We start from the raw sequence: 17239 nt of genomic DNA on the forward strand, positions 1-17239 counted from the left end.
GAGCTTCATTTCAAGTTGTAGAACGCAGCGCGGCCGGGGTACTGCGCGATTTCGCCCAGGTCTTCTTCGATGCGCAGCAGCTGGTTGTACTTGGCGATGCGGTCCGAGCGGCTCAGGCTACCAGTCTTGATCTGGCCGGCGTTGGTGCCCACAGCAATGTCGGCAATGGTGCTGTCTTCGGTCTCGCCCGAGCGGTGCGAGATCACGGCGGTGTAGCCCGCGCGCTTGGCCATCTCGATGGCGGCGAACGTTTCGGTCAGCGTGCCGATCTGGTTGATTTTGATCAGGATGGAATTGGCGATCTTCTTGTCGATGCCTTCCTTGAGGATCTTGGTGTTGGTCACGAACAGGTCGTCGCCCACCAGTTGCACCTTGTCGCCCAGGCGTTCCGTCAGGTGCTTCCAGCCGTCCCAGTCGCCTTCATGCATGCCGTCTTCGATGCTGATGATCGGGTACTTGTCCACCCAGGTGGCCAGCATGTCGGTCCATTGTTCAGCGCTGAGCTTGATGCCGCCTTCGCCTTCGAGCACGTACATGCCGTCCTTGTAAAACTCGCTGGCAGCGCAGTCCAGAGCCAGGGCGATCTGGTCGCCGGCCGTGTAGCCAGCGGCTTCAATGGCTTGCAGGATCAGCTGAATGGCTGCTTCGTGGTTTTCGACGCTGGGCGCAAAGCCGCCTTCGTCGCCCACGGCGGTGCTCATGCCCTTGTCGTGGATGATCTTCTTGAGCGCATGGAACACTTCGGCGCCCCAGCGCACGGCTTCGCGGAACGTGGGCGCGCCCACGGGGATGATCATGAATTCCTGCAGGTCCAGGCTGTTGTTGGCATGCGCGCCGCCGTTGATGACGTTCATCATCGGCACGGGCAACTGCACGCTGCCCATGCCACCCAGGTAACGGTACAGCGGCAGGCCAGACTCTTCAGCCGCCGCGCGGGCCACGGCCATCGACACGGCCAGCATGGCGTTGGCGCCCAGGCGGCTCTTGTTCTCGGTGCCATCCAGGTCGATCAGGGTCTTGTCCAGAAAACCCTGTTCCGACGCGTCCAGGCCCAGCACGGCTTCGGAGATTTCGGTGTTGATGTATTCCACGGCCTTGAGCACGCCCTTGCCCATGTAGCGGCTCTTGTCGCCGTCACGCATTTCAATGGCTTCGCGGCTGCCGGTGGAGGCGCCCGACGGCACGGCGGCCCGGCCCATCACGCCCGATTCGAGCAACACGTCGCATTCGACGGTGGGGTTGCCGCGGCTGTCCAGAATCTCGCGACCGACGATGTCAACGATGGCACTCATGGTGTTCCTTTTGCAGAAGTTTTAAATCAAATCGGGCTCTAGCGCTTGTTGGATAAGCGCTAGCAGCTATCAATTAGTGAGTAATTCTTGTCTTGGTGTTTACACGCCTTCGACACACACCATGCGCATGACGGCCGCGCCTTCGCGCGCCGCCTTGGCTTTTTGGTATTCGGGGGTGTCGTAGAACGCGCGGGCCGCGTCAAAGCTCGGGAATTTCAGGATCACGGTTCGGCCGGGGTTCCAGTCGCCTTCCAGCACTTCGACCTTGCCGCCGCGCACGCACACCTCAGCGCCATGGGCCTGCATGGCCAGCGTGCTCCACTTGCGGTACTCGTCGTACTGCGTAGGGTTGGTGACGGTGACGGATGCGATGACGTAACCACTGCTCATGTCTCAAACTCCAAAGTTGTTTTCGAGGAATCCGCTTTTCTTGGTGATGTCGTCCAGCGCCACCAGCGTTTCAAGCAATGCCTTCATGTGCTTGAGCGGCACAGCGTTGGGGCCGTCCGACCAAGCCTCGGCGGGCTTGGGGTGGGTTTCCATGAACAGACCCGCCACACCCGCAGCCACGCCCGCGCGGGCCAGCACGGGAACCATGTCGCGGGCGCCGCCGCTCACGGCACCGAGGCCGCCGGGCTTTTGCACGGAGTGGGTCACGTCAAACACCACCGGCGCGCCGGAGTTGCGCATCTCGGCCAGGCTGGTCATGTCGGCCACGAGGTTGTTGTAGCCAAAGCTCACTCCACGCTCGCAGGCCAGAAAACGGTCTTCCGACAGGCCGACTTCGGCTGCGGCAGCCCGGGCCTTGTCGATGACGTTTTTCATGTCCCAGGGCGCCAGGAACTGGCCCTTCTTGATGTTCACCGGCTTGCCGCTTTGTGCCACCGCGCGGATGAAGTCGGTCTGGCGGCACAGGAACGCAGGCGTTTGCAGCACATCCACCACGCTGGCCACCTCGGCCACGTGCGATGTGTCGTGCACGTCGGTCAGGATGGGCAGCTGCAGCTGGCGGCGCACTTCATCCAGGATCTTGAGGCCCGCATCGATGCCGACGCCGCGCTTGCTGGTGCCAGACGACCGGTTGGCCTTGTCGAACGAGCCCTTGTAGATCAGGGGAATGCCCAAGGCAGTGCAGGTTTCCTTGAGCTGGCCCGCGACGTCGAGCGACATCTCCAGGCCTTCGATGGAGCAGGTGCCTGCGATCAAAAAGAAGCGCTGGTCCAGGCCGACGTTGAATCCGCACAGCTGCATGGGCTTTCCTTTCGATCAGGCTTTCGCCGCTTGCTGGTGTTCCACGGCGGCCTTGATGAAGGCGTTGAACAGCGGATGGCCGTTCCAGGGCGTGGACTTGAACTCTGGGTGGAACTGCACGCCAATGAACCAGGGGTGCACGGTTTGTGGGAGCTCCACGATTTCGGTGAGTTCTTCGCGCTGCGTCAGCGCCGAGATCACGAGGCCCGCCTTGCGCAGCTGATCCAGGTAGTTCACGTTGGCTTCGTAGCGGTGGCGGTGGCGCTCGGTGACCACGTCGCCATAAATGCTGTGCGCCAGCGTGTCCTTGGACACATCCGAGCTTTGCGCGCCCAGGCGCATGGTACCGCCCAGGTCCGAGTTCTCGTCACGCTTCTTGATGGTGCCGTCTGCATCCTTCCACTCGGTGATCAGTGCGATCACGGGGTGGGGCGTGGTGGGGTCGAACTCGGTGCTGTTGGCGTTGGCGAGGCCCGCCACATGGCGGGCGTATTCGATGGTGGCGACCTGCATCCCCAAGCAGATGCCCAGGTAGGGCACCTTGTGCTCGCGGGCGTAGCGGGCGGTGCTGATCTTGCCTTCCACACCCCGTGCGCCAAAGCCGCCGGGCACCAGGATGGCATCGTACTTGGCCAGTTTGGCGGAAGCGTCGGCAGCGTCTATGGTTTCAGAGTCGACATGCTCGATCTTGACGCGCACATGGTTGCGCATTCCCGCATGGCGCAGCGCCTCGTTGACCGATTTGTAGCTGTCCGACAAGTCCACATATTTGCCGACCATGGCGATGGTGACTTCGCCCTGCGGATGCTCGGTTTCATGGACCAGGTCATCCCAGCGTTTGAGGCTGGTGGGGGGGGTGTTCAGGCGCAACTTGTCGCAGATCAGGCCATCAAGGCCCTGTTCGTGCAGCATGCGGGGCACCTTGTAGATGGTGTCCACGTCCCACATGCTGATCACGCCCCATTCAGGGACGTTGGTGAACAGCGATATTTTTTCACGCTCTTCGGCGGGCACCGGATGCTGCGCGCGGCACAGCAGCGCGTCAGGCTGGATGCCGATCTTGCGCAGCTCTTGCACGGTGTGCTGCGTGGGCTTGGTCTTGAGCTCGCCTGCGGTGGCAATCCACGGCAGGTAGGTCAGGTGGACGAAGGCAGCGTTGTTGGGGCCGAGCTTGAGGCTGAGCTGGCGCACGGCTTCGAGGAAGGGCAGCGACTCGATGTCGCCCACCGTGCCGCCGATCTCCACTATGGCTACATCCACTGCATCGGGGGTGCCGATGCCGGCGCCGCGCTTGATGAATTCCTGGATCTCGTTGGTGACATGGGGAATGACCTGCACGGTCTTGCCCAGGTAGTCGCCGCGGCGTTCCTTCTCCAGCACGGACTGGTAAATCTTGCCCGTGGTGAAGTTGTTGGTTTTTTTCATGCGCGTTTCAATGAAACGCTCGTAGTGGCCCAGGTCCAGATCGGTTTCTGCGCCGTCGTCGGTCACAAAAACCTCGCCGTGCTGAAACGGCGACATGGTGCCCGGGTCTACGTTGATGTAGGGGTCAAGCTTGATGAGGGTGACTTTAAGGCCCCGCGATTCGAGGATCGCGGCAAGGGAGGCTGAGGCGATTCCCTTGCCCAGGGAAGACACCACACCGCCGGTGACGAAGACAAATTTGGTCATGTCGCTTTATGGTGGTGGGAAATCGGGATTATAGATGCGCCCTCAACGTCGCCCCCGCTGGCCGGGCTGCGCTGGTCTGCTAAATTCGCCCCATGAATGAGCTCGCTGGCAAACACATTGTTCTTGGTCTGAGTGGGGGCGTGGCTTGCTACAAGGCGGCTGATCTGTGCCGCCAGCTCGTTAAAGAGGGCGCCACCGTGCAGGTGGTGATGACTGAGGCGGCCGAGCAGTTCATCACCCCGGTCACCATGCAGGCCCTGTCCGGCAGGCCGGTGTATGGCTCGCAATGGGATGCGCGCGAGCCCAACAACATGCCGCACATCAACCTGAGCCGCGAGGCCGATGCAATCCTGATTGCGCCCTGCAGCGCTGATTTCATCGCGCGGCTGGTACAGGGGCGGGCCGACGAGTTGCTCAGCCTGCTGTGCCTGGCCCGCCCAGCGCAGCGGGTGCCGTTGTTGCTTGCTCCGGCCATGAACCGAGAAATGTGGGCGCACCCCGCCACCCAGCGCAATCTGGCCCAGGTGACGCAGGATGGCGCCGTGGTGCTGGGTGTTGGAAATGGCGACCAGGCCTGTGGTGAAACCGGCGATGGGCGCATACTGGAGCCGCTGGAGCTGCTGGACGAGCTGATTGCGTTTTTTGCACCCAAGCGATTGGCAGGCCAGAAGGTACTGGTCACCGCCGGGCCCACGTTTGAGGCCATCGACCCCGTGCGCGGCATCACCAATCTGTCCAGCGGCAAGATGGGTTTTGCCATTGCCCGCGCCGCCCGGGAAGCGGGGGCAGAGGTAACGCTGGTCGCAGGGCCTGTGCATGTGTCCACCCCGCGCGGTGTGCGCCGTGTGAACGTGCAGTCTGCGCAGGAAATGCTGGTGGCTGTGGAGCAGCGTGCGCAGGCCGCTTCTGTTTTTATTGCCACTGCGGCGGTAGCGGATTGGCGACCTGCCAATCCCTCTACAGAAAAAATCAAGAAAGACGGGTCGGGCCAGGCGCCAACTTTGGGCTTTACGGAGAACCCGGACATTCTGGCCACGGTGGCCAAATCGGCGCATGCGCTGGCAGGAGACCTTTTCTGCGTGGGTTTTGCCGCAGAAAGCCATGATTTATTGGCCAATGCCACGGCCAAGCGTGCGCGCAAGGGGGTACCGCTGCTGGTGGGCAACATCGGCCCCGCAGCGTTTGGTCAGGACGACAATGCCTTGTTGCTGGTGGACGCTGACGGGCACAGAGAGTTGCCTCGTGCATCCAAGCGTGCGCTGGCACAGCAGCTCATCGAAGAGATTGCGTTGCGGTTGTCATCGCGGCGCGCGTGAGTTTCGCCACAGCGGGGGCGTGTATGAAAACGGGTGCCACGAAACCTGAATGGGATACGCCGCCCGACGGCGACTTCGCCAGTTATGTGGAACGTCTGACAGCGCCCCCGCCAGTGCGCAAGACGCAAGCTATGGCAACGCGCGCCACTTCGCCCGCACGGCAGCCTGCGGCGGGTAGCTCGTCAACGCCCGCCTCCCAGGCACTGCCACCCGATCTGGCGCAGGTGTTGCTGCCTCTGATGGGTGTGCTGCGCACGGTTCGCGCGGTGCTTCTACTGTTCCTTGTCATGCACGGCGTGGCGTTGTTTGTGTTCAGCCAGGGCTCTTTGCCGGGGCTGATTTTTATGGCCGCGCTGTGGTGGGGCCTGGGCTGGTTGATTCAGGCGGCCCCGAAAGCCATTGGGGCAAAAGCGGCGGGCCTGGGTGCCGGGACAGAGCCAGTGCAGGAGCGGCTGCAGCAGGTGGCCCAGCCGCGTAACTCAGGAAAGAAGAAACAGTGAAGATTGACGTCAAGATTCTCGACCCGCGCATGGCGGACCAGTTGCCCACGTATGCCACACCCGGCAGCGCAGGGCTTGACCTGCGGGCGTGCCTTGACGCCCCGTTGACCCTGCAGTCCAACGCGTGGCAACTGGTACCCACCGGCATCGCCGTCTTCATCAAAGATCCAGGCTACGCTGCGCTGATCCTGCCGCGATCAGGCCTTGGGCATAAACACGGCATCGTGCTGGGAAACTTGGTGGGGTTGATCGACAGTGACTACCAGGGGCAGCTGATGGTGAGCGCCTGGAACCGCAGCAGCGTGGCGTTCACACTGGAACCTATGGAGCGGCTGGCGCAGTTGGTGATCGTGCCCGTGGTGCAGGCGCAATTCAATGTGGTGACCGAGTTCGCAGCCACCGAGCGCGGGGAAGGCGGATACGGGTCCACCGGCAAGGGGTAGCGTACACGCCACTGTGATGTGCCTCCTGATGTAGGCGGCAGCTTACGTTTCGTAGGGTCTGTTACTTACGTGTATGGGGTCCACGGGTCTACGCTTGAGGCACTTCGTACGTTGTTCCAATCAAGGCAGTGCGTAGCGAGGCAAAACATCCTTTGCCCTGCGCCCGCCCTTTGAAATCAGGAGATTCCCAATGTTGTCCATTACCCGCTCTTCCCGTCCCTTCGCCGTCGCTGGCGCCCTCGTTCTGGTAGCTTCTCTCGCCGCCTGTGGCCATAACCGCTCGGCCCCACAGTCGCAGTATTCCGGCGGATACCAGACCCCCGCACCCGCATATCCGTCCAACCCGCAAGGCACTGAATACGGCCGTGTGTCGAACATCGAAGTGCTGCAAGGCCGCGCCCAAGGGCAGACATCGGGCGGCGGTGCCATCCTGGGGGCCGTCGTAGGCGGCATTCTGGGTAACCAGGTCGGCAAGGGCTCGGGCCGTGCCGCCGCCACCGCCGTAGGCGTGTTGGGTGGTGCTGTTGCTGGCAACGCCATCGAAGGCCGCAATAGCAGCGGCGAGTCTGCGCAGGGCTACCGCTTGTCGGTTCAGCTGGATCATGGCGGCTACCGTGTGTACGACGTGAGCACGCCGGGCGACCTGCGCATCGGTGATCGCGTGCGGCTGTATAACGGCCAGATTTCGCGCATGTAAGCCACACACCGCCAACAACAACGGGCACCTGGGTGCCCGTTGTTGTTTCGGTGCGAAGTATGTTCAGTGGAGCAGTGAATTGCCGGGGGCTTGAGGTTGCACGCGGAAGAACCCGGTGCCTGCGCTCCCTCTGCCAATCTCGTCTTCAGTGGCATCGCGCACTGCCTGCACAGTAAGCTGTAGCCGCAGGGCAATGCCAGCCAAGGGGTGGTTGCCATCCAGCACCACGTGTTCCGGATAGATCTCTGTCACCGTGTAGAGCCCGCTGCGTGGCGCGTCGGGGTTGCAGCCTTCAGGCAAGGCTGTGCCCTCGAACGTCATGCCTTCTTCGATCTCCGCCGGGAACAGGGCGCGCGGTTCAAGAAAGAGCAACTGGTCATCAAAGTCGCCGAAGGCATCTTCGGGTTCCAGATGCAAAGCCAGGGTGGCGCCCGGTGCATGGCCTTGCAAAGCCTCTTCGATACGGGGCAGAAGATCGTCTCCGCCCACCAAGAATTCCACAGGGTCATCCAGCACATCGAGCTCTTCGCCCAGGGTGTCCTTCAGGGTCCAGGTCAGTGCGACCACACATTGTTGGGTAATTTCCATAGGAGAATTGTCGCAGTTTGACCAACGGCCCCGCAAAGGGTAGACCTGTTCCCATGGATATTCAGCAACCCCTTCCTCTGCTTGGTGGCCTCACCCCCGCCCAATTCATGCGCCGCCACTGGCAAAAAAAGCCGCTGCTGGTGCGCCAGGCCATTCCCCAGTTCGCGCCGCCGGTGCTGCGTTCTGATTTGTTTGCATTGGCGGCAGACGAAAGCGTCGAGTCCCGCCTCGTGCAATTGGTCAAAGGCACTTGGAAGCTGCGCCACGGTCCGTTCACCCGCCGGGCACTGCCCGCGCTGCAACAACCCGACTGGACTTTGTTGGTGCAAGGGGTGGACCTTCACAACGACGCGGTGCATGCGCTGATGCAGCAGTTCCGGTTTGTGCCTGAGGCTCGGCTGGATGACCTCATGATCAGCTACGCCAGCAATGGTGGTGGCGTGGGGCCGCATTTCGATAGCTACGACGTCTTTTTGCTGCAAGCCCATGGAAAGCGGCGCTGGCGGATTGGTCGGCAAAAGGACCTGAGCCTACGTGATGGCATTCCCCTCAAGGTGCTCGCGCATTTCGAACCTGAAGAGGAGTTTGTGCTGGAGCCCGGCGACATGCTGTATCTGCCTCCGCGCTATGCCCATGACGGCATTGCTGAGGGGGAGTGCATGACCTATTCCATTGGTTTTCGGGCACCGGCGCGTGCAGAGATGGCGCAGGAGTTGCTCGTTCGGCTGGCCGAAGATGCGGCAGATGAAACAACCCCCTTGCTGTACCGCGATGCGGGCCAGGAGGCTGTGACCCAGCCCGGTGAGATCCCTGTAGGTCTGCAGGACTTTGCGCGCGATGCGCTGAGCCGCGCGCTGGCGCAGCCACTGGTTTTGGAGCGGGCGCTGGGCGAATACCTGACCGAACCCAAAGCCAGCGTGTGGTTCGAGCCAGGCGATGCGGGCGTGATGCTGGAAGGGGTGTGTCTGGACCGCCGTAGCCGCATGATGTATGACGCGCATCACATCTTCATCAATGGCGAGAGCTACCGCGCAGCGGGCCGTGATGCCACTCTGATGCGGCGCCTGGCGAATGACCGACAGCTCACCTCGCGCGATCTGGCGCGGGCGAGCGACGATGCGCTGGAGTTGCTCTCGTCGTGGTGCGATGCGGGGTGGGCTCATGTGTGGACTGATTAGCCGTTCATAGCGAGGAAACCATGACCGATGTATCCGTGCCGTCTGCCGAGCCTTTGGGCGCTTTGCCTGCAGGGCGGTTCAGTGGCCGCGAGATGTTCCAGCAGATGGTGCGCGACGCGTTTGCCACGGCTGCTCGGGACGGTTGGCCAGAAATTTTCATCTCTGACGCCAATTTTCACGACTGGCCGCTGGGCGAACGAAGTGTGGTGGAGTCTTTGCAGGACTGGGCCCGCACCGGCCGCCGCTTCACGATGCTGGCGTGCACGTACGACGATGTCATTCGCAGGCATGCCCGCTTTGCGCGCTGGCGCGGTACGTGGGACCACATCATCACCTGCCGCCGCAGCCCGTCAGCCGACCCATTGGACATCCCCAGTGCGCTCTGGTCACAGCAATGGGTGATGCACCGGCTCGACCCAGAGCGTTGTGCGGGTGTCACCGGCTACGAGCCAGATCGCCGTGTGTTGCTGCGCGAGACACTCAATGAATGGGTGCGCAGCAAGAGCTCTCCTGGCTTTGCGGCAACGACGCTGGGGCTTTAGCGCAGGGCGCAAGGTCATTGTGTTGGGGGCTTGCCCCACGTCAATGGCTTGTAAACCTTTCGTCAGTGTTAGTCAGTATTGACTAAATGCCAATATAATCCGGGGTTGCGCCGAAAAGGTGCAATCCAAGTGCATCGTGCCAATGCGTACAGGGGCTTCTCCAAAAGCCTTGCGCGGTGGCTTTTCAAGATTCTGTTTGTCCAACTAGGAACATCTCAATGAAGAACTCTCTCGTTCTGGCCGCCCTGATCGCTGCTGCTGCACTCGCCGCTTGTGGCAAGAAGGAAGAACCCGCTCCAGCACCAGCTCCCGCTCCAGTGGAAGCGCCAGCCGCTGCACCTGCACCAGCTGCAGAAGCCGCCGCTTCGGACGCTGCCGCCTCGGCCACCGCTGCCACTGACGCTGCTTCGGCTGCTGCAGATTCTGCCAAGGCAGCTGCTGACTCTGCTGCTTCCGCCGCTACCGGCGCAGCTTCCGCCGCCAAGTAAATCGCTCCGGCTGCTGTCATGCCCACCACCAGGTGGGTGTGGCCAAAGCCTGAAAGCCCCGTACCTTTGTTGGGCGGGGTTTTTTTTCGTCTGTCGTTTGTGATGGGTGTGAACTGCGGGTCGTTCTTGTTTGTCCACCGCGTTCAGGGGACGTCTATCCAGTCCGTTCCCGTGCTTGGGCTTGCCACCACGATCTGTTCGGGATGCCAGCCTAGCGCCTGAGACAGCGCAAGTTGCGCAAGGGCGGGTGCGTTGTTGCGGGCGCTCAGATGGGCGGCCACTACGCACCGGAGGCCAGAGTGCATGACGGCGCGCAGGATGTCGGCGCTTGCCGCGTTGGTCAGATGCCCAAACCTGCCGCCGACCCGTCGTTTGAGAAACGCCGGGTAGCTGGAGGCCGCAAGCAGCTCGGGGTCATGGTTGGCTTCGATCATCAGCGCATGGCAGCCCTCCAGCTGGCGAAGCACGTGGTCGCTGGCGTGGCCGAGGTCCGTCATCACGCCCAGATGGGATGTGCCGTCTGAGCACCGCAGTTGCAGGGGTTCGCGCGCATCGTGGGGCACCGTAAAAGGCTGGGCGCTGAAGGTTTCCATGTCGATGGCCTCCATGTCGCGGGCCACACGCAGCCAGCCGCCCAGGTCGGGTGCCCCCAGGGCCGCATGGGTGCCCGCGCTCATCCACACAGGAATACCGTATCGCACCGCCAGCGTCTGCGCGCAGCCGATATGGTCAGAGTGCTCATGGGTGATGAACACCGCATCAACGTCTTCTGGCTGCAGTTCTGCAAGTCCCAGGCGTGTCTGCAGCTGGCGGATGCCAAAGCCACAGTCGATGAGCAGTCGGCGCACCTCGCTGCCCGATCGGCCTTCCACAATGGTGGCGTTGCCCGTGCTGCCACTGCCGAGGTTCTTGAATCGGAGCATGGTGTGGCAGCCGGGTACTTGGCATGGCACACGCCAGCCGCAGCGCGTGGCGCACGCTGCGGCAAGGACGTGGTGGACTCGGTCAGCGCGGGGCGCTTGCCAAGACCGGATGCGGATTACTTCAGGTCGTCGGCAATCACGCGCACGATGCGCTCGGCGTTGGCTGACGACTCCGGGGTGCCCGCTTCATTGAGCACGGACACCGTAGTGGCTTCACCCTGGCTGCGCAGCACGATGCGGAACTTGAGCGGAGGGATGGCGGCCGACGAACTGCTGAACAGTTTGCCGAAGAAGCCTGGCTCCTTCTTGTCCGCGTTGGGCGCCACATAGCGAACAAAGTAGGTGCCTTCGTTGCGGTTGCGATCTTCCACGGTGAAGCCGGTGCGGTCCAGCGCCAGGCCCACACGGCGCCAGGCGCGGTCAAAACCTTCGTCCATCTGCACCACGGGCACGTTGTTGACCGTGGCAATGCGTGCCGACGGGTTGCGCGGTGCGGGAGCAGCTGCAACAGCCTTGGACTGCTCCTGGCTCACTCCCAGCTTGACCATCAGGCGGCGCAGAAATTCGGTTTCCAGCTCTGGGTCGGACGGGCGGGGCTGCCACACCGTGTTGTCTTTGGTCTGGGTGCCATACACCTCCACCATGCCGCGGTGGGTGATGTAGATCTCGGTGCCCCCATTGGCATTGCGCTCCAGGCGGGTACGAAACTTGTCGCGTTCGCCCGTGGAGTACAGCGAGTCGAGGAGCTTGCCCAGCGTGGAGCGGATGAAGTCCTGCGGCAGCTTGGCGCGGTTTTCCGCCCAGTCGGTTTCCATGATGCCTACGTTGGCTTCTGCAACGGCCAGGTTGAAGCCGCTTTCCTGCCAGAAGTCGCGCACGGGTTCCCACAGCTTGTCGGCAGGGCGGTTGACCACCAACCAGCGCTGGTTGCCGTCGCGTTCGATGCGCACATCGCCCAGTTGCAAGGCCGCGGCATTGGCGGTGCCAGGCGTCTGTGCTGCCTGGCCCGCCTGCATGGCCGCCGCCGAGACGGAGCTTCCCGGCAATGCGTAGCGCGAGTCGCGCGACAGCTGGGTGAGATCAGGAGGGACTTCCAGCGTTGAGCCTTTGGCGGCGCTTTTGTAGTCGATCTTGTCGCCTTCGAGGGCGGCGCAGGCAGACAGGGCCATGGCAAGGGCCAGCAGGCTGAGGCGGGTGGTTGCAGCTTTCACGCGGAAATCCTTGGGAAATGTCTCAGAGGGGCGGGCGCAGAGCCCGGATTAGATCAGACCGCTGGTACGCAGCGCAGACTCGACCACCGCTTCGTTACCGCTGGACAGCGGCGTCATGGGCAGGCGCATGGCGCCACCACACAGGCCCATGCGGGCCATGGCCCACTTGACCGGGATGGGGTTGGCTTCGACAAACAGGTTTTTGTGCACGGGCATCAGCTGAAACTGGATCTGCATCGCGCGCTGCACATTGCCCGCCAGCGCTGCCACGCACAGCTCGTGCATCAGGCGGGGTGCCACGTTGGCCGTCACGCTGATGTTGCCGTGGCCTCCGCACAGCATCAGCGCCACAGCGGTCGGGTCGTCGCCCGAGTACACGCCAAAGCCCTTGGGTACGTCACGAATGAGCCACTGGGCGCGTTCGATGTTGCCGGTGGCTTCCTTGATGCCGATGATGCCGGGCACCTGGGTCAGACGCAGCACGGTGTCGTGCTGCATATCGGCCACCGAGCGGCCGGGCACGTTGTACAGCACGATGGGCAGGTCGCCTGTGGCCTCGGCAATCGCCTTGAAATGCTGGAACTGGCCCTCTTGCGTGGGCTTGTTGTAGTACGGCACGACCTGGAGCTGGCTGTCGGCCCCCACGCCGCGTGCAAACTTGGCCAGCTCAATCGCTTCGGCGGTGGAATTGGCACCACAGCCCGCCATGATGGGCACGCGCTTGGCAGATTGCTCCACCGCCACGCGGATGATCTCGCAATGTTCTTCGACGTTGACGGTGGGTGATTCGCCCGTGGTGCCCACGACGCCGATGCAATCAGTGCCTTCGGCGATGTGCCAGTCGATCAGTTTGCGCAAAGCCGGGTAGTCCACGCTACCGTCCTCGTGCATGGGGGTGACGAGGGCGACGATGCTGCCGGTGAGGGCGACGGAAGAAGAGGTCATGTCCGCAGGGGTAAACGGTAAAAGGGCATTCTAACTAGGCGACACGGACAAAAGATGTCGTGAGGGTCCGCCGGAGGGCGGGAGTTCCCGCACAGCCGTGATGCGTTGCACGAAACGGGCGGGCTCTGGCACAAAGCCGTCTTCGTATGCCACCACCCGCAAACCCGCGCAGGCGGCGATCAATTCACCGGGTTGCAGCAGAAACTCGGCCCGGGCAGGGCGCCCCACGGTTTCGTTGCCTTGGGCAAAGGTTTCATAGATCAGCACGCCACCGGGCGCCACGCTGCCCATGATGACGGGCAGCAGCGGACGCCACAGGTAGTTGGTCACTACCACCGCCCCAAACCCGCGCCCCGCAAACGGCCAGGGGCCCGATTCGATGTCTGCGCACACCAGGTCGCCCAGGCCCGCGCAGGCGGCGATAGCGTCTTCGGACCGGTCCACGCCTGTCACGCGATGGCCCAGTGTCTGTAGAAGGCGCAGATGCCGCCCCGCGCCGCAGGCCACGTCCAGGGCCGTGCTGCCCGGGGCAATCAGGTGCGACCAGCGGCGAACCCACTCGGAAGGCGCTTCAGTACCGTGCATTTTGCTATAAAAATAATAGCTAATAGCGCTTGATGGGTAAGCGCTAGAGGCCAAAAAGACAAAAAAAAGCGGGTTTCAGAAACACGACCACACTTGGTCGGCCACCATCACCATGAAATCCGGCACGGTGTACATGCCGAACACCGCGAGGCACACCAGCACTGCCACAGCCCAGGCAAGCCAGCGCAGTGCGGGCGACACCGAAGTGGCCGGTTGTTGGGTGGGCGGGGTGTTCATGGCGATCCGGGGATACGGGTGTGGGGCAATGTCAGGCCGGTTGGGGCGCATGCCGCTGGATTGGGCTTTCCTTGACGGGCAGGTTCACCAAGCCCGCAAACACCCCGAGCCCGATGGCGATGTACCAGACGATATCGTAGCTGCCGGTGGCGTCATACAGATAACCGCCCAACCATACGCCGAGAAAGCTGCCGATCTGGTGGCTGAAGAACACAAAGCCGCCCAGCATGGACAGATGCTGCACCCCAAAAATCTGCGCGATGGTGGCGTTGGTCGGTGGGATGGTGGACAGCCACAGCGTGCCCATCACCGCCGAGAACACGTACACCGACATCGGAGATAACGGCACGATGAGGAACACGCTGATGGCGATGGCCCGCGCGAAGTAGATAAACGCCAGAATGAACCGCTTGGGCACCCGTTGCCCCAGCGTGCCTGCCATGTAGGTGCCAAACACGTTGAACAGGCCAATCAGCGCCAGCGCATAGCTGGCCACCTGGGGCGACAGGCCATGGTCCTTGAGGTAACTGGGCATGTGCACGCCGATGAACACCACCTGGAACCCGCACACAAAGTAGCCCGCCATCAGCAAGTTAAAGCTGGGGTAGCGAAACGCCTCGCCCAGCGCCTGCACAATGGTCTGCTCGCGTTTGACGGGTGCCGAGCCTTTGAACCCCGGCTCGCGCAGTCCAAACGCCAGTGGCACGATGAGCAGCACCATCAGCGACAGCGCCAGCAGTGCCTGCTGCCAGCCCAGGCCCGCAATCAGCCAGCCCTCCACCGGCACCATCAAGAACTGGCCGAACGACCCCGCCGCCGCTGCCACCCCCATGGCCCACGACCGGCGCTCCGGCGCGATCTGCCGCCCCAGCACGCCATAGATCACGGCATAGGTGGTGCCCGCCTGGGCTGCGCCAATCAGCACGCCCGCCGTCAGGGCAAACAGAACCGGCGTGGTCGACAGCGCCATGCCCGCCAGACCCAGCCCGTACAGCACGGCCCCCCCCATCAGCACACGAAACGCGCCAAACCGGTCGGCCACCATGCCCGCAAAAATACCAATCAGGCCCCAGGACAGGTTCTGGATGGCAATGGCCAGCGCAAACGACTGGCGGGTCCAGCCCATTTCTTGCGTGATGGGCAGCAGCCACAGCCCGAACCCGTGGCGAATGCCCATGGACAGGGTCACGATGGCCGCACCACAGGCGAGCACCTGGAACATGGACAGTTTGGGAGTATTCATATGCATGCACAGAAATGTAACGAATCTGCACCTTTCTTGCCTGACGACACCGAACCGTGCACCACCACGGCGCACGTCTGATAACTGGTTTTATATCCAGCTCTTGCGGCGCTGCCGCACTACAATCCGCCGCTATGTCTGCCAAACCGTCTTCTGCTTCACCCAGCGAATATTCCGAAGGCTCGATCCGCGTGCTCAAGGGCCTGGAGCCCGTCAAGCAACGCCCGGGCATGTACACCCGCACCGACAACCCCCTGCACATCATCCAGGAAGTGCTGGACAACGCGGCCGACGAGGCGCTGGCCGGCCACGGCAAAAAAATCCGCGTCACGCTGCATGCCGACGGCTCGGTCAGCGTAGAAGACGACGGTCGGGGCATTCCGTTTGGCATGCACCCCGAGGAAAACGCCCCGGTGATCGAACTGGTGTTCACCCGGCTGCACGCGGGTGGCAAGTTCGACAAGGGCAAGGGCGGGGCGTATAGCTTCTCAGGCGGCCTTCATGGCGTCGGTGTGTCGGTCACTAATGCGCTGGCCACAAGGCTGGAGGCGACGAGCTACCGCGAAGGCAAGGCAGCACGCCTGGTGTTTTCGGCAGGCGACGTGATCGAGCCTCTGGTCGCCCGGCCGCTGGAGGCGGGCGAGCGCAAGCAAGGCACCTCGGTGCGCGTATGGCCCGACGCCAAGTATTTCGAATCCAGCGCGCTGCCCATGGGCGAGTTGACCCACCTGCTGCGCAGCAAGGCGGTGCTCATGCCGGGCGTGACGGTGGCGCTGGTCAACGAGAAAACCCGCGACACGCAAACCTGGCAGTACAAGGGCGGCCTGCGCGACTACCTCATGCAGACGCTCAACGGCGACCCGGTGATCCCGCTGTTTGAAGGAGAGGGTTTTGCCGACCGCAACAACGAAAGTTTTGCCGAAGGCGAGGGCGCATCCTGGTGTGTTGCCTTCACCGAAGACGGCCAGCCCGTGCGCGAAAGCTATGTCAACCTGATCCCCACCAGCGCGGGCGGTACGCACGAAAGCGGCCTGCGCGACGGCCTGTTCAATGCGGTCAAGAGCTTCATCGAACTGCACAGCCTGTTGCCCAAGGGCGTGAAGCTGCTGCCCGAGGACGTGTTTGCGCGCGCCAGCTATGTCCTCTCAGCCAAGGTGCTCGACCCTCAGTTCCAGGGCCAGATCAAGGAGCGCCTGAACTCGCGCGACGCGGTGCGGCTGGTCAGCGGTTTTGTGCGCCCCGCGCTCGAACTCTGGCTCAACCAGCACGTGGAATACGGCAAGAAGCTCGCCGAGCTTGCCATCAAGGCCGCGCAGACACGCCAGAAGGCCGGCCAGAAGGTCGAAAAGCGCAAGGGCTCCGGCGTGGCCGTGTTGCCCGGCAAGCTCACCGACTGTGAAAGCAAGGACATCGCCCACAACGAAGTCTTCCTGGTCGAGGGCGACTCCGCTGGTGGCAGCGCCAAGATGGGCCGCGACAAGGAAAGCCAGGCCATCCTGCCGCTGCGCGGCAAGGTCCTGAACACCTGGGAGGTGGAGCGCGACCGGCTGTTTGCCAACAACGAAATCCATGACATCTCGGTGGCCATCGGCGTAGACCCGCACGGCCCCAACGACACGCCGGATTTGAGCGGCCTGCGCTACGGCAAGGTCTGCATCCTCTCAGACGCCGACGTGGACGGCTCGCACATTCAGGTGCTGCTGCTCACGCTGTTTTTCCGTCATTTCCCCAAGCTCATCGAAACCGGCCACATCTACGTGGCGCGCCCGCCGCTGTTCCGCGTGGACGTGCCCGCGCGCGGCAAAAAGCCTGCGGCCAAGATGTATGCGCTGGACGAGGGCGAGCTGACTGCCATCCTCGACAAATGCGCCAAGGACGGCGTGCCCAAAGAGAAGTGCCAGATCAGCCGCTTCAAGGGCCTGGGCGAGATGAACGCGGAGCAGCTGTGGGAAACCACGCTCAACCCCGACACCCGCCGCCTGCTGCCGGTTCAGCTGGGCGACATGGACTTTGCCGCGACCGAGGGCCTTATCACCAAGCTCATGGGCAAGGGCGAAGCTGCCGCCCGCCGCGAGCTGATGGAGCTGCATGGTGATGCGGTCGAGATCGATATCTGACCGCATCGACAC

General features: G+C 62.8%; 19 protein-coding genes. 8 read left to right on the forward strand and 11 right to left on the reverse strand.

Annotated elements, in window-relative coordinates; all coding sequences use genetic code 11:
• Window positions 1-5 precede the first annotated feature (5 nt).
• From eno to ACK4OE_RS01590, 4 genes are all read right to left on the reverse strand, one after another.
• The gene (eno, locus tag ACK4OE_RS01575) at window positions 6-1292 is read right to left on the reverse strand and encodes a phosphopyruvate hydratase (RefSeq protein ID WP_409882561.1); all 1287 of its coding nucleotides are present in this window, start codon (window positions 1290-1292) and stop codon (window positions 6-8) included.
• A gap of 99 nt (window positions 1293-1391) precedes the next feature.
• Complete coding sequence (locus ACK4OE_RS01580; RefSeq protein WP_409882562.1) at window positions 1392-1682, reverse strand: DUF1330 domain-containing protein; 291 nt, start codon at window positions 1680-1682, stop codon at window positions 1392-1394.
• Between the two features lie 3 nt (window positions 1683-1685).
• Window positions 1686-2543 carry a 3-deoxy-8-phosphooctulonate synthase gene (gene kdsA, locus ACK4OE_RS01585; protein WP_409882563.1) on the reverse strand — a complete coding sequence of 286 codons (858 nt, stop codon included), beginning with the start codon at window positions 2541-2543 and terminating at the stop codon, window positions 1686-1688.
• A gap of 15 nt (window positions 2544-2558) precedes the next feature.
• Entirely contained in the window at window positions 2559-4214 is a 1656-nt protein-coding gene (locus ACK4OE_RS01590) for a CTP synthase (RefSeq protein ID WP_409882564.1), read from the reverse strand.
• Between the two features lie 92 nt (window positions 4215-4306).
• On the opposite strand from ACK4OE_RS01590, the gene coaBC reads away from it, so the two are divergent.
• The 4 genes from coaBC to ACK4OE_RS01610 all read left to right on the forward strand — a co-directional run bounded on the left by coaBC (window position 4307) and on the right by ACK4OE_RS01610 (window position 7170).
• The gene (gene coaBC / locus ACK4OE_RS01595; protein WP_409882565.1) at window positions 4307-5530 is read left to right on the forward strand and encodes a bifunctional phosphopantothenoylcysteine decarboxylase/phosphopantothenate--cysteine ligase CoaBC; all 1224 of its coding nucleotides are present in this window, start codon (window positions 4307-4309) and stop codon (window positions 5528-5530) included.
• Between the two features lie 23 nt (window positions 5531-5553).
• A complete protein-coding gene (locus ACK4OE_RS01600; protein ID WP_409882566.1) occupies window positions 5554-6030 on the forward strand; it encodes a hypothetical protein in 477 nt (158 codons plus the stop codon).
• Window positions 6027-6473: a dUTP diphosphatase gene (gene dut / locus ACK4OE_RS01605; protein ID WP_409882567.1), complete on the forward strand. Its 447-nt coding sequence runs from the start codon at window positions 6027-6029 to the stop codon at window positions 6471-6473. Before ACK4OE_RS01600 ends, dut begins: the two co-directional genes overlap by 4 nt.
• 190 nt (window positions 6474-6663) lie before the next feature.
• On the forward strand, window positions 6664-7170 hold the full coding sequence (locus ACK4OE_RS01610; RefSeq protein ID WP_409882568.1) for a glycine zipper 2TM domain-containing protein: 507 nt from the start codon (window positions 6664-6666) through the stop codon (window positions 7168-7170).
• 63 nt (window positions 7171-7233) lie between these two features.
• On the opposite strand, the gene ACK4OE_RS01615 is transcribed toward ACK4OE_RS01610, so the two are convergent.
• Complete coding sequence (locus ACK4OE_RS01615; RefSeq protein WP_409882569.1) at window positions 7234-7758, reverse strand: peptidylprolyl isomerase; 525 nt, start codon at window positions 7756-7758, stop codon at window positions 7234-7236.
• 53 nt (window positions 7759-7811) lie between these two features.
• Between ACK4OE_RS01615 and ACK4OE_RS01620 the strand changes: the two genes are divergently transcribed.
• The 3 genes from ACK4OE_RS01620 to ACK4OE_RS01630 all read left to right on the forward strand — a co-directional run bounded on the left by ACK4OE_RS01620 (window position 7812) and on the right by ACK4OE_RS01630 (window position 9966).
• The gene (locus ACK4OE_RS01620; RefSeq protein WP_409882570.1) at window positions 7812-8936 is read left to right on the forward strand and encodes a JmjC domain-containing protein; all 1125 of its coding nucleotides are present in this window, start codon (window positions 7812-7814) and stop codon (window positions 8934-8936) included.
• Between the two features lie 20 nt (window positions 8937-8956).
• On the forward strand, window positions 8957-9478 hold the full coding sequence (locus tag ACK4OE_RS01625) for a hypothetical protein (protein ID WP_409882571.1): 522 nt from the start codon (window positions 8957-8959) through the stop codon (window positions 9476-9478).
• 218 nt (window positions 9479-9696) lie between these two features.
• Window positions 9697-9966, forward strand: coding sequence for a hypothetical protein (locus ACK4OE_RS01630; protein ID WP_409882572.1), 270 nt, complete (start codon window positions 9697-9699; stop codon window positions 9964-9966).
• Window positions 9967-10109: 143 nt separating this feature from the next.
• On the opposite strand, the gene ACK4OE_RS01635 is transcribed toward ACK4OE_RS01630, so the two are convergent.
• The 6 genes from ACK4OE_RS01635 to ACK4OE_RS01660 form a co-directional block, all read right to left on the reverse strand.
• Window positions 10110-10889, reverse strand: a complete 780-nt coding sequence (locus ACK4OE_RS01635) for an MBL fold metallo-hydrolase (protein ID WP_409882574.1) — start codon at window positions 10887-10889, stop codon at window positions 10110-10112.
• Window positions 10890-11005: 116 nt separating this feature from the next.
• Window positions 11006-12100: an outer membrane protein assembly factor BamC gene (bamC, locus tag ACK4OE_RS01640; RefSeq protein WP_409882575.1), complete on the reverse strand. Its 1095-nt coding sequence runs from the start codon at window positions 12098-12100 to the stop codon at window positions 11006-11008.
• Window positions 12101-12148: 48 nt separating this feature from the next.
• Window positions 12149-13045, reverse strand: a complete 897-nt coding sequence (gene dapA, locus ACK4OE_RS01645) for a 4-hydroxy-tetrahydrodipicolinate synthase (protein WP_409882576.1) — start codon at window positions 13043-13045, stop codon at window positions 12149-12151.
• A gap of 30 nt (window positions 13046-13075) precedes the next feature.
• Entirely contained in the window at window positions 13076-13654 is a 579-nt protein-coding gene (locus tag ACK4OE_RS01650; protein WP_409882645.1) for a class I SAM-dependent methyltransferase, read from the reverse strand.
• 51 nt (window positions 13655-13705) lie between these two features.
• Window positions 13706-13867: a hypothetical protein gene (locus ACK4OE_RS01655; protein WP_409882578.1), complete on the reverse strand. Its 162-nt coding sequence runs from the start codon at window positions 13865-13867 to the stop codon at window positions 13706-13708.
• A 31-nt stretch (window positions 13868-13898) separates the two neighbouring features.
• A complete protein-coding gene (locus ACK4OE_RS01660; protein ID WP_409882579.1) occupies window positions 13899-15116 on the reverse strand; it encodes an MFS transporter in 1218 nt (405 codons plus the stop codon).
• 128 nt (window positions 15117-15244) lie between these two features.
• On the opposite strand from ACK4OE_RS01660, the gene ACK4OE_RS01665 reads away from it, so the two are divergent.
• Window positions 15245-17227 carry a DNA topoisomerase IV subunit B gene (locus tag ACK4OE_RS01665; protein ID WP_409882581.1) on the forward strand — a complete coding sequence of 661 codons (1983 nt, stop codon included), beginning with the start codon at window positions 15245-15247 and terminating at the stop codon, window positions 17225-17227.
• The last annotated feature ends 12 nt before the right edge of the window (window positions 17228-17239 follow it).

It is taken from the genome of Acidovorax sp., from assembly GCF_046314175.1.
In the GTDB taxonomy this organism is placed as follows: domain Bacteria; phylum Pseudomonadota; class Gammaproteobacteria; order Burkholderiales; family Burkholderiaceae_C; genus Acidovorax.